At 34.1% G+C, this 12388-nt stretch carries 11 protein-coding genes; 7 read left to right on the top strand and 4 right to left on the bottom strand.

What is annotated here, in order from left to right; translation table 11 throughout:
- The first annotated feature begins 16 nt into the window (after positions 1 to 16).
- The 6 genes from ACHRWY_RS26190 to ACHRWY_RS26165 all read left to right on the top strand — a co-directional run bounded on the left by ACHRWY_RS26190 (position 17) and on the right by ACHRWY_RS26165 (position 5226).
- A complete protein-coding gene (locus ACHRWY_RS26190; RefSeq protein ID WP_395358730.1) occupies positions 17 to 655 on the top strand; it encodes a DUF4159 domain-containing protein in 639 nt (212 codons plus the stop codon).
- A 10-nt stretch (positions 656 to 665) separates the two neighbouring features.
- A complete protein-coding gene (locus tag ACHRWY_RS26185) occupies positions 666 to 1160 on the top strand; it encodes a TrmH family RNA methyltransferase (protein WP_395358728.1) in 495 nt (164 codons plus the stop codon).
- 160 nt (positions 1161 to 1320) lie between these two features.
- Positions 1321 to 2271 carry a zinc metalloprotease gene (locus tag ACHRWY_RS26180; protein ID WP_395358726.1) on the top strand — a complete coding sequence of 317 codons (951 nt, stop codon included), beginning with the start codon at positions 1321 to 1323 and terminating at the stop codon, positions 2269 to 2271.
- 110 nt (positions 2272 to 2381) lie between these two features.
- Positions 2382 to 3473 carry an AI-2E family transporter gene (locus ACHRWY_RS26175; RefSeq protein WP_395358724.1) on the top strand — a complete coding sequence of 364 codons (1092 nt, stop codon included), beginning with the start codon at positions 2382 to 2384 and terminating at the stop codon, positions 3471 to 3473.
- Between the two features lie 2 nt (positions 3474 to 3475).
- Positions 3476 to 4657 carry a class I SAM-dependent methyltransferase gene (locus ACHRWY_RS26170; protein ID WP_395358722.1) on the top strand — a complete coding sequence of 394 codons (1182 nt, stop codon included), beginning with the start codon at positions 3476 to 3478 and terminating at the stop codon, positions 4655 to 4657.
- 2 nt (positions 4658 to 4659) lie between these two features.
- Positions 4660 to 5226, top strand: a complete 567-nt coding sequence (locus ACHRWY_RS26165) for a hypothetical protein (protein WP_395358720.1) — start codon at positions 4660 to 4662, stop codon at positions 5224 to 5226.
- Here ACHRWY_RS26165 and ACHRWY_RS26160 read toward each other — a convergent pair whose 3' ends face one another.
- Positions 5227 to 5880: a M15 family metallopeptidase gene (locus ACHRWY_RS26160; protein ID WP_395358718.1), complete on the bottom strand. Its 654-nt coding sequence runs from the start codon at positions 5878 to 5880 to the stop codon at positions 5227 to 5229.
- 248 nt (positions 5881 to 6128) lie between these two features.
- Here ACHRWY_RS26160 and ACHRWY_RS26155 point away from each other — a divergent pair, with 248 nt between their 5' ends.
- Positions 6129 to 6656, top strand: a complete 528-nt coding sequence (locus tag ACHRWY_RS26155; RefSeq protein ID WP_395358716.1) for a hypothetical protein — start codon at positions 6129 to 6131, stop codon at positions 6654 to 6656.
- 203 nt (positions 6657 to 6859) lie between these two features.
- Here the strand turns inward: ACHRWY_RS26155 and ACHRWY_RS26150 are convergent, their stop codons facing one another.
- From ACHRWY_RS26150 to ACHRWY_RS26140, 3 genes are all read right to left on the bottom strand, one after another.
- A complete protein-coding gene (locus ACHRWY_RS26150) occupies positions 6860 to 8800 on the bottom strand; it encodes an OmpA family protein (protein WP_395358806.1) in 1941 nt (646 codons plus the stop codon).
- Positions 8801 to 8802: 2 nt separating this feature from the next.
- Positions 8803 to 9711, bottom strand: coding sequence for a type IX secretion system membrane protein PorP/SprF (locus ACHRWY_RS26145; protein ID WP_395358714.1), 909 nt, complete (start codon positions 9709 to 9711; stop codon positions 8803 to 8805).
- A 59-nt stretch (positions 9712 to 9770) separates the two neighbouring features.
- Positions 9771 to 12388 (bottom strand): Ig-like domain-containing protein (locus ACHRWY_RS26140; RefSeq protein WP_395358712.1); only part of this gene is annotated, 2618 nt, incomplete at its 5' end.

Below are 12388 nucleotides of genomic sequence, written 5' to 3'. Positions count from 1 at the left end.
TGATGCTTAAATAGCTATGAAAAAAATATTTCTTTTGTTTTTACTGGTTTCTGTTTCTTCATTTTCACAAGAAATTGCTTTACTAAAATACAGCGGTGGCGGTGACTGGTATGCAAATCCAACATCATTGCCTAACTTAATTAAGTTTTGCAATGCGAATATCAATACCAGAATAAAAGCAAAACCTTCGACTGTTGAACCGGGCAATCCAGATTTACTTTCGTATCCTTTTGTACACATGACAGGACACGGAAATGTAGTTTTTAGTGATGCTGATGTGAGCAATCTCAGAAATTATTTAAATGGTGGCGGATTTTTGCACATTGATGATAATTATGGTATGGATCAGTATATTCGAAAAGAAATTAAAAAAATATTCCCAAATAACAATTTAGTTGAAATTCCGGCAAATCATCCCATATTTCAAAAACCATATCCTTTTCCTAACGGATTACCAAAAATTCACGAACATGACGGAACACGTGCGCAGGCATTTGGCATTTTTGTAGAAAATAAATTAGTATTGTTATATACTTATGAATGTGATTTAGGGGATGGCTGGGAAGATGCCGAAGTACATAACGATCCTCTCGCTGTTAGGGAAAAAGCCTTAAAAATGGGCGCAAACATTATCAATTATATTTTTACCAACTAAAATCTAAATAGTGCAGCTTACTCACGAAGAAAATCAATTTGAACGAAAAACATTTCCGATAACATTGGTTTGTGATCATATTTATTTCCAACAAAATATTGGCTCCTTATTTAGAATAAGTGAAGCTTTTGGTGTAGAAAACATTATCTTTTTAGGTAAAGATATCCCGTTAACACCCAGAAAAATCAATAAAACTTCCCGAAGTACACATCTTCACGTACCTCATACCATAATCGAAGAGACAACTGACTTAGTTGATTATTTAATTCAAAATAACTTTGAAATTATTGCTTTAGAAATTGCAAGCAATAGTAAACCACTAAAAGAAGTTATCATTCCTGAAAATCAAAAAATTGCACTTTTAATTGGAAGTGAAATTGATGGAATTTCAGATCCGCTTTTAAAAATTTCGAATCAAATTGTGCACATAAATATGTTCGGAAAGAACTCAAGTATGAATGTTGTACAAGCTGCCAGTATAGCTTTGTACGAATTTACATCATAATAATTTTTATCTAATTTTTGTAAGAACTAGACTATACAAGGGGTTTGCATTTTTCTCACAAAATATATATTGTAAATATTTTGCCACAATACAATTTTGTTATAAAATTGCGTTATGAATAACTAATTTAAAATTTTTATAACAAAAAACCCAAATTATTATGAAAAAAGTTCTTATTTCCGCATTTACAGCGCTAGTGCTGTTTTCTTGTCAAAATGACCAAACTGAATCATCAGATTCAAATGTTAGCGCTGTTGCCCGTCGCGGATGTGCAACTCAGGAAGTTTTAGAAGCTCAATTAAAAGCTGATCCTACATTAGCAATCAGAATGAATGAAATTGAAGCTTTTACAAACAAAGCTCTCCTTACAGGTAAACTTGTAAATGGCAAAGTTCAAATTCCAGTTGTGGTTAATGTTTTGTACAGAACCACTGCAGAAAACATTTCTGATGCACAAATTCAAACCCAAATCGATGTTCTAAACAAAGATTTCAATGCGTTAAACTCAGATTACAATAGTGTTCCTGCATTGTTTTCTGGTGTAAAAGCAAATGTTGGAATTTCGTTTGTTTTAGATCAGGTAATCAGAAAATCTACTACTAAAACTTCATGGGGTACTAATGATGCCATGAAAAAAACGGCTCAGGGTGGTTTAGCGCCAACTTCGCCAACAACCAAACTTAACTTATGGGCCTGCACAATTGGTGGCGGAATTTTAGGTTATGCACAATTCCCAGGAGGTGCTTCTGCTACTGACGGTGTTGTAATCGACTCTAAATATTTTGGTTTATCAGGTTCTGCAAATGCACCTTACAACTTAGGAAGAACAGCAACTCACGAAGTAGGACACTGGATGAATCTACGTCATATTTGGGGAGATGCTACTTGCGGAAGCGATTTAGTATCCGATACGCCTACTCATAATACAGCAAATTACGGAGTACCGGCTTATCCTCATTATAGCACTTGTTCAGGAACTCCTGTAGAAATGACTATGAACTATATGGATTATGTTGATGACAATGCAATGTATATGTTTTCTAACGGGCAAAAAAGCAGAATGGCTGCGATATTTGTTACCGGAGGTGCAAGAGCTGCTTTTGGAATCTAAAACAAAGCCAAATAATAAAAATGAAAAGCGAGATGATATCATCTCGCTTTTTTTGGTTTAGCCCTAAATTTTAAAAGCTTTTTCCTATATTTATCCTCTAAAATTTAATTATGATCACATCTAAAATTATATCTAACGGAATCTTAAGAGCTTTAACTACTATTTTAGTTGTTGCCGCCATTTTATACTTTTTATACGAAATACAAACTGTCATCGTTTACTTATGTATCTCTTTGCTATTGTGTTTAATTGCAAATCCGCTGGTACAATTTTTAAAAAACAAACTAAAATTCAGTAACTCACTGGCTGCCACAACGGCATTAGTCATTTTTATACTTTCACTGGTGGGTTTTATATTATTATTTGTGCCTTTAATTATTACACAGGCAAATAATCTCTCTTTGCTGGACACTCATAATCTGCAGCAACAATTTATTGAAACAGAACATAGTATAGAAACTTATTTTAATATCCAGCATTTAGATTTAAATAAAGTATTAAAAGATTCTAAGATTACATCTATTATCGATTTTAGTTATTTCACAGGTTTTCTAAACTCCATTTTAGGTTTTATGGCAAATATGGGAATGGGATTCGTTTCTGTATTCTTTATCACTTTTTTCTTTATTAAAGATCAGGAAGCTTTTAAAGTAAGCGCCCGAAAAATTCTTCCGGACACCAATGAGGATAAAATATTAAATTCAATTACAAAAATAAATCATTTTCTAACCCGCTATTTTATTGGTTTACTGCTTCAACTAACGGTAGTATTTATATTGTACTTAATCGTTTTAATGATTTTTGGAAATAAAAATGCTTTTGTTATTGCTTTTTTATGTGCCATTTTAAATGTGATTCCTTATATAGGACCAATAATTGGAACTATACTGGCTGGAATTTTAACGATGATCAGTATGATTGGCAGCGATTTTCAGACTGAAATTTTGCCAAGAACGATTTATGTCATTATAGGATTTTTATTGGTTCAGGCGATTGATAATAATATCAGCCAGCCTATAATTTCATCAAAAAGTGTAAATTCGCACCCGTTAGAAATATTCTTAATTACTTTAATTAGCGGAATTACGTTTGGAATTGTTGGAATGATCATTGCCATTCCTGTTTTTACAATGGTGAAAGTAATTTTAAAAGAATTTTTTCCTCAAAACAAAATTGTCTCTGTATTAACCGAAAGAATTTAACATTGAACGCTTCTATTTTAAGCCCCAATATCCAGGAATTTATAACTCAAAATAGCAGTGCCTCGATTACCAAATTAGCGCTTCAGAAAAATCCGTTTCCTGAAATCGACTGGATTTTAATCTTAAATCAGATTGAAGCCAAATCTAAAGCAAAAGATAAATTACCAACCTGGTACAAAACCGGAAGTATCCTTTATCCCAGCAAGATCTCTGTGGAACAAACTTCATCTGAAAAAACAGCTTCTTATAAAGCTTCTTTAATTTCAGGCGAGACTCTAATTGATCTTACGGGAGGTTTTGGAGTTGATGATTATTACTTTTCTAAAAAATTCAAAAGCATCGCCCATTGTGAAATAAATGAAGATTTATCGGCAATTGTGCAACATAATTTCGAACAATTACAGGTGAAAAATTGTGCGTTTTATCCAGATGATTCTACTCATGTTTTAAATCAGACAGATCAAAAATGGGATTGGATTTATATTGATCCTTCCCGTAGAAATGATGCCAAAGGCAAAGTTTTTATGCTGAAAGACTGTTTACCAAATGTTCCTGATTTATTAGGTTTTTATTTTGAAAAAGCCGATTCTATTTTAATAAAAACAGCTCCTTTATTAGATATTTCGGCTGGTTTATCTGAATTAAAATTTGTCAAAAATATTCATATCATTGCTCTTGAAAATGAGGTTAAAGAATTACTTTTTGAAATTCATAACCATTACGCAGGACAAATCACGATTAAAACTGCCAATATATTAAAAGATAAAACAGAAACTTTTGAATTTGTTTTAGGTGATGAAACGGTATTCCCATCATTTCATTTGCCTCAAAAGTACCTTTATGAGGCCAATTCTGCTATTATGAAATCTGGTGGTTTTGATGAAGTTAGTGTAATTTTCAATGTCAATAAATTGCATAAGCACTCGCATTTGTATACTTCAGAAGATTTAATTGATTTTCCGGGGCGACGTTTTGAAATCGAAAAAGTGATTCCCTACAGTAAAAATGATATGAAAAATGAACTTGCCGGTCAACAGGCCAATATCACAACAAGGAACTTTCCGGACACGGTAGAAAACATTCGGAAAAAGTGGAAAATAAAAAATGGGGGGAATTTATATTGTTTTTTTACAACTGATAAAAATGATACCAAAATAGTTTTAATTTGCAGAAAAATAACTTAAAAATGAAACCACTAATTACACTAACTCTTTTTTTATTAACCTTTACCGCTTTTGCACAAAAACCATGTGAATACAGTACAAATGTCAATGATTCTATAGGTACTTATAAAGTGACCAATGAATACATGGTCAGCGAAAAATATTTTGGAGGAACTTTTAATTATATCTTCTTCTCGCTGGCACAAACAGATGGTTTGCCTACCTTAAATTTACAATTGATTCAAAAAAGTAAAGATTTTATGAAAGCCAGTTGCTTTGATAAAAACTCAAAAATATTTTTACAATTGGAAAATGGAAAAATAGTAACCTTAATGCACATTAATCAGGAAAGCTGCGGAACCCTTATACGTGATGATAAAGGTTTTGATAATCGTGTCAATACAGGAATTTTTATGTTTATGAAGGACAATTACGAAGAACTTAAAAAATCCCCTATTTCGATTATGAGAATAAAATACCTGACCAGTACGGAAGATTTTATTGTAAAAAGCGATTTAACTTCTGAATTAAACGGCAAGGTTTACCATCCAAATACTTACTTTATAGAAAACATCAGGTGTGTTGAATAATTAATTGCATTTCCATTTTTGATTGGAAACGTTATCTTTTAAACCTGCTTTTAAATTATAATGCCACCATTCAGAATCAAATGAATTAAAGCCATTGTTTATCATTATTTTCTTCAGGTACTTTCTATTTGATTTTACTTCATTAGAAAGCATCTTATAATTATGACTGGCCCTGATTCCAAAGAAATCAAAAGGAGTTCCCATGTCTACTTCTTTTCCATTTATATCAACCAGCGAAATATCAACGGCTCCTCCTCTATTGTGGATGGAGCCTTTTTTGGGGTCAGCCACATATTGAGGATTGGATACTATTTCCCACATTTTTTTCTGAATTGATAATGGCCGGTAACAGTCGTATAATTTGATTTTATATCCTTTTTTGTTGAAATCATTGTTAGCGGCAATCAAAGCTTTTACCGTTTTAAGACGCAATAAACATTCGGCACAATCATATACTTTGGCTTTCAAGAAATTATCTTCGGTAGCATATTTCATGTCGTAGATAAAATTATTGCTGTAATCCCGTAAGTTTACAAAAGTGGTATCGCTAATTTCCTGTGCTCCTTCGCTTGAATATGCTTCGTTCTGAGCATTAGAAGAAATGATCCAAAAAAGAGAAACCAGAAAAAACAACAGTTTATTGAGTCTTGACATAAGTATTGAAATTTAAAAAATGAAATTAGTCAAAAAATGGTCAAACTCCTACTTAATGTAGTATAAGTGCTGAAAGATTTAGTCTTTCAGGATCATTAATTTACTTTTTCATCGACAGAAAATCTTTCTTCAAAAGCTTCTAAAACCTCTGATTTGCTTTAAATCGTGACCGAAATTTAATATTTTTTCTTTACATTAGCTTACAAAGAGTACTATAAATCAATCACTTAATTCAAAAATTAGATACTATGAACAAAAGAACACAACATTTTTTTATAGTTATATTAAGTTTTTCTGTGTTGATTTCTTGTAAAAAGGAAACGATTAAAGATGTCCCTGCAACTGATTCAACTTCAGTAAAGATCGACGCATTACAATCAGATTCTACTATAATTAATCCCTTAGATACTTTACAAAATTTGGTCGATAAAAGTGTAATCGGAACCCATTTATTAACCAAAAGCAGTCTTGCCCCGAGATTAAAAACGTTATTGGGTAAAGATTACGATGAAATGGTTAAAAACTGGAATACAGAAACCCCTTTTACAAAAGAAGGTGATGTTTTGCATGCCAGCGGCTGCAAACAATACGATTGCACCAATTATTCCTATGATTTATATATTGACTCAAAAGCAAATAAAATCAATGTATATAAATTTAGTGCGTCCAAGCTGGATGTTTTTACCGAAGATAATTTTAGAATTGAACTGAAGGATTCGTTATTACAGGAATTAAACACCAAAAAAATCAATGCCAATATTCCTAAAGCCAAATAATTATGGATTGGTATTTTAAACAAATCAATTAAATTTTCAAACGACAGAATAGTTAAGAGTATTAGCACTTTTACAACCGCTAAAATGAATAAACTAAATATTAAAAACACAATAAACACCCCATTAAATAAAACAAAAAAGCGATTATAAATTCATACAATCGCTTTTTTCAACATTTTTTTTAACCTGACAAAAGAAAAATTTTACTGCATGGAAACAATTATAAATTCACTTCTTCTGTTTAACTGATGTTCTTCTTCTGTACAAGTTACATGATCTGAACATTTATTTACCAATTGGCTTTCGCCATATCCTTTGCCCGAAATTCGGTTTGTTTCAATTCCTCTTTTTACAAACCATTCGATGGTTGCTTTTGCTCTTTTATTAGACAAAACCATATTGTATTTTTCGGTTTGTCTGCTATCAGTATGGGAACGAACCTCTATTTTCATTTTCGGATATTGTTTCATGACAGCCAGCACTTTCTCTAATTCAAAAGCTGCTTCTTTACGAATAAACGACTGGTCTAAATCAAAATAGATAATCGGAATGTTTAACGTTTTTGCCAAATCTGTTCCAACAGCAATTTCTTTAATTTGCTTTTCAAGCTTAACATTTAGTTCTGATTTGTTATCTTCAGGCTGAATTGTAACCGGACTTTCGCTCGTTTCATAATCTTGTTTGACTGCTCTTATATGATAGGTTTTATTGCATTTTACATCAAAACTGTACGTTCCGTCTGCAAGTGAATTTACTTCGGAAACTTGTTGAAACTTATCGTCAAGCAAAATCACTTTTGCACCGGTTAAAGCTTCACTGGTCTGAGAATCGGCTATAACTCCCGATAATTTTTTTTCACAATCCAGTTTTCTGGTTTCTGTGAATTTATAAATATCATCATTCCCTTTTCCACCGTCTTTATTAGACGAGAAAAAACCTTTTCTTGTATTGCTGTCAATTATAAAAGCAAAATCATCAAACTTGGTATTGACCGGTTCTCCGATATTTTGTACGGGACCAAAACCGGAATCGTCTTTAATTTTTGCCACAAATACATCTAAACCTCCCAATCCCGGACGTCCGTCGCTGGCAAAATAAAGTTCATTTTCTGCTGATATAAAAGGGAATGTTTCTCGTCCTTCGGTATTAATTGCAGAACCCAGATTCTCCGGTTTTCCAAATGTACCATCGGCATTAATTGCGACACTGTACAAATCTGATTGTCCAAAACTTCCTGGCATGTCTGAAGCAAAATACAATTTCTTTTCATCAATACTTAGCGCCGGATGAGCAATACTATACTGATCGCTATTAAAAGGTAATGCTACAACATTTGTCCATTTATCCTTTACAAAATCTGCTTTGTACAATTTTAATAATGTAATCCTCTTATTGTCTTTTCCTTTTTTTCCGCGCAGAAAGTTGTTTCTTGTAAAATACATGGTCTTCCCGTCCCGGGTAAAAACAGGCGTAGATTCATTGAATTTAGAGTTAATCTTTTTCTCTAACCGAATTGGTTCTTCTAAACTTCCATCTGATTTTAATACTGAAGCATATAAATTGGTAAAGGATTTATTTGTCCATTTAAACGTTTTTCTTGCTGCATTTCCGGTATCACGTGCTGAAGCAAATACTAATTTGTTGTTTAAAATAGTGCTTCCGTAATCTGATTGGGTAGAATTAATACCTGCATTCGTTATTTCGAATCTTCCGGAATTGGCCTTAATCTGCTCCAGATAGTTTTTATTGTTTTCGAATAAAACCCCTCTTGTATCTGTTTTTACTTTTTCATTAAAAGCTTCAAGCATTTTATCTGATTTCGCATAATCACCAATAGATTTAAGTGCTAGTGCATACCTGTAATAATATTCAGATTCCTGCTGATTGTTTAAAGAGAATAGGGCATCGTACCATTTTACGGCCTTTGTCAATTCTGCATTAAAATAATAAGCATTACCCAATCTCTGAAACATTTTTTCATCCTTATAGCCGCTTTCGGCTACTTTTTCATAAATCGAAATGGCATCTATGTAAGCATATTGATTGTATTCTTTCTCGGCTTTGTTTAAAACTGTCTTTTGAGCCATTCCATTAAAAAAGACAGAAGACAAAAAAGCAGTATAAAGTAATTTTTTAATTTTCATCATTAGAAAAATCTTGGTGAAGTTATTCTGCTATAGTTTTTCAAGAATTCAAAACGCAGGAAGATCTCATGCGACCCTGAATTATAATTGACCAATTTGGTTGTTTCACGATCGTAGGCATACCCCAGATAAAGGCCGTCCGTTATCTGAAATCCGGCCAATGCGCTTACAGAAGCACTCCATCTGTAAGCAAGACCAAGCACAAATTTGTCGTTAAACATAAAGTTTGCTGATGCATCGACCTGCAATGGTGAGCCTTCTACCATTTTGGTTAAGATTGCCGGTTTGAATTTTACTCTTTCATATCGGTCTAAATCGAATACATAACCCGCAATAAAATAATAATTAATACGGTCTTTGTATATCGAAACTTCATTATCGTCATAACGATTGGTCTGAATGAAATTAGGGATCGATAAACCTACATACGCCTTGTCTGTATGCCAGTAAACACCTGCTCCTACATTGGGCGAAAATTTATTTTTAAAATCCTGAAATTGCGGATCTCCCTGATCTTCGGGTGTTAATTTTGTTGGATCCAGTTTGAATAAATTGGCTGATCCTTTAATACCAAAAGATAATTTAGCCGTTGCAGATGTTGGTATAGAGTACGAAAAATCAGCCGACAGGTTGTTCTCGTTTGTGGGACCAATTTTATCATTTACTAACGAAACTCCAAGTCCTACATTTTTACTTACCGGTGTGTTCAATGAAAAGCTGCTGGTTTCGGGTGCGCCATCTAATCCGACCCATTGTGTACGATACAATCCAAAAACACTCATAACGCCTCTTGAGCCGGCATAAGCTGGATTTATACTAATGGTGTTATACATGTATTGTGTAAACTGCGCATCTTGCTGAGCAAAACCTGCAACCGAACAAAACAATAAAACTAAAACTAATTTTCTCATTTATTTTATTTTTAAATAATGGCTTAGCGGTTCACTAAGCCATTTAATTGGTATAGATATTACTTGGTTAGGTATAGATAGCCTGCTTCCTGATGTGCGTTCGACTGTTTATCTTTATATCTGATGATATAGTAGTAAGTTCCTTCAGGTAATCCGTCTGATTCTTTAATTGTAACACGACCTTCTGAAATACCTCTAAAAGCAATATCGTTATTATTATAATGATCTCTTTCGAATACTAAAACTCCCCAACGGTTGTAAATCTGTACGGTATTATCCGGATAACATTCTAAACCTTGTACATAGAATCTTTCGTTTTTACCATCTCCATTTGAAGAAACAGCATTAAAGATTTTAATAACACAACCACTTAATTCTAAAATAGTTGGTTTATCTCCGTTAAGATCACCGGAATCTGATTTATCTGAAACCGATATTCCACTCTTTGTCGCTCCTGATACTGTTGCCTGATTACTGATGCTTCCGGTATTTACATCTGCCTGAGATAAGGAGTAAGTTCCGCTAATTGAATAGCTATCACTTTGACCTGCAGCTAAACTAATTGGACCTCCGTTCATCACAATTCCCGGCAAAGGATCAGCAACTACTATATTTTGAAGATCAACATTCCCCGTATTGGTTATCGTAAAACTATATGTTAAGGTTTCACCGGCTTCTGCGTAACCATTTGCATTATGATCGTTCAGTGCAACTGTTTTTACAATAGCAATTGCAGGGACTTCAACAAAAATCTTAACCGTTGCAGTAGTACAGTTAGAAGAATTTGCTACTTCACATATCTGGTATGTTAAGGTATGACTTCCTCCTTTTGTACCTGGCGCTACATCGATAGTACCATCAGCATTCAGTGTAATTCCTTTTGGTAAGTCTAAGCCTTTTAGAATAACATCAGCAGGCTTAACAGGAACACCGTTTAATTTATCATTGGCTAAAACATTAATAACTTCTAATGAACCATTAAGTCCATCTGCAAGTGTTACATCATCTTCATTTCCTGCCTTAATTCCAAATGTTGGCATTGCATTACAACCAGATGTCACAGATGGATAATTTACCACGATCGATTTAGTAGGATTTAATGTAAACTGCATGGTTACAGCAGGTTTTGTTAATTCAAAACCATCGTTTCCTTGTATCCATTGTCCGTTTACCAATACCCATCCCGGCCAATCTGTTGGGTTATTATTTCCATCAACAGTTGCTCCCGGCCATAATACATTTCCGCTTAATGGCATATTGGCTTGAGTGGCTACAATGTTGTTCGCACTGTCTATCCAGTTGATTGTTAACAATCCTGCCGGAGTAAAATTATCTGCTACAACATTATAAGAGACATAAGGTGTATTATTAGAGCAATAACTACTTGCAGTTATGGTCATGGTTGGCGCTACAACCGTAACAGAAACTGTAGCAGAACTACAATTTGATGCATTGGCTTTCTCGCAAATTTCGTATGTCAGTGAATATGTTCCTGCTGGTGCACTTGGTGCTAATTCTATTGTACCATCAGGTTTTAATATTAATACTCCTTTTGGATCTGGTACTAATACACCTAAATTAACATCTGAAATTACTAACGGATTATTATTTAATGTATCGTTTTCCAATATGTTTACCACTTTGACAATCTTATCAACTCCTACAACTGAAGTGATTGGATCTGGTACTGCATTCAATATTGTTTTTTCTACTTCAATTGTTATTACTGCCGGAATTGCACTAGCTCCATTATTGTCTGTTGCTGTAAAAGTAAATGTATCATTTCCTGAAAACGCTCCACTTGGATCATAAGTTAGGGCTGCTGCCTGAGCTGGTGTCAAGACCTGGTTTACCGTTACTGCAACTCCGCCTAAAGCTAAAGTTCCGTGAGCTGGTAAACTTAAAACAGTATAACTTACAATAGTTCCATCAGTATCAGTCGCTGTTAAAGGATTGATCACAGTTACTCCTGCTCTTGATGGGATACTTGCATTAGTATTATCATCGTGAGCAACTGGCGTATTATTGCCAACCAGAATGGTAAATGCTCCAACTCCTGATACAGCATTTAAATTATCTTTTGCTGTAAAAGTAAAAGTATCATTTCCAGTGAATGCTCCGTTTGGCGCATAGGTAAGACTTCCTGCTTCTGCCGGGGTCAACACCTGACCTGCTGTTACCGCAACTCCGCCTAAAGCTAAAGTTCCGTGAGAAGGTAAACTCACAACAGTATAACTCACAATTGTTCCGTCTGTATCGCTTCCGCTTAAAGCGCTGATTGCTTTTGCCGGATCTGTCGATACAATTGCTGTTGCATTGGTAACATTATTGGCTGTTGGCGGGTTATTGCCAACTGGTATATTAAATGTTGCACTTGTTGATGATGCTGCATTATTATCGGTAGCCGTAAAGGTAAAACTATCGTTTCCTGTAAATGTCCCACTTGGCGCATAGGTAAGGTTTCCTGCTTGTATTGGTGTTAATACCTGACCTGCTGTTACCGCAACTCCGCCTAAGGCTAAAGTTCCGTGAGCCGGTAAAGTAGAAACCGTATAACTTACTACTGTTCCGTCAGTATCGGTAGCTGTTAAAGCTTTGATAGCCGTAGCTCCCGCTGTAGATGCTATAACTGAATTTGTATTTTCATCCTGAGCAACCGGCGCGTTATTCCCTACCG

Origin of the sequence: Flavobacterium sp. FlaQc-48 (genome assembly GCF_044007335.1) — a bacterium.
GTDB lineage: Bacteria > Bacteroidota > Bacteroidia > Flavobacteriales > Flavobacteriaceae > Flavobacterium.
This window is presented reverse-complemented; position numbering and strand designations above follow the sequence as displayed.

Bases quoted from the DNA above. Each gene is read 5' to 3' on its own strand.
- ACHRWY_RS26190 (WP_395358730.1), top strand. From the start codon at position 17: ATGAAAAAAATATTTCTTTTGTTTTTACTGGTTTCTGTTTCTTCATTT.
- ACHRWY_RS26180 (WP_395358726.1), top strand. From the start codon at position 1,321: ATGAAAAAAGTTCTTATTTCCGCATTTACAGCGCTAGTGCTGTTTTCT.
- ACHRWY_RS26175 (WP_395358724.1), top strand. From the start codon at position 2,382: ATGATCACATCTAAAATTATATCTAACGGAATCTTAAGAGCTTTAACT.
- ACHRWY_RS26165 (WP_395358720.1), top strand. From the start codon at position 4,660: ATGAAACCACTAATTACACTAACTCTTTTTTTATTAACCTTTACCGCT.
- ACHRWY_RS26160 (WP_395358718.1), bottom strand. From the start codon at position 5,880: ATGTCAAGACTCAATAAACTGTTGTTTTTTCTGGTTTCTCTTTTTTGG.
- ACHRWY_RS26155 (WP_395358716.1), top strand. From the start codon at position 6,129: ATGAACAAAAGAACACAACATTTTTTTATAGTTATATTAAGTTTTTCT.
- ACHRWY_RS26150 (WP_395358806.1), bottom strand. From the start codon at position 8,800: ATGAAAATTAAAAAATTACTTTATACTGCTTTTTTGTCTTCTGTCTTT.
- ACHRWY_RS26145 (WP_395358714.1), bottom strand. From the start codon at position 9,711: ATGAGAAAATTAGTTTTAGTTTTATTGTTTTGTTCGGTTGCAGGTTTT.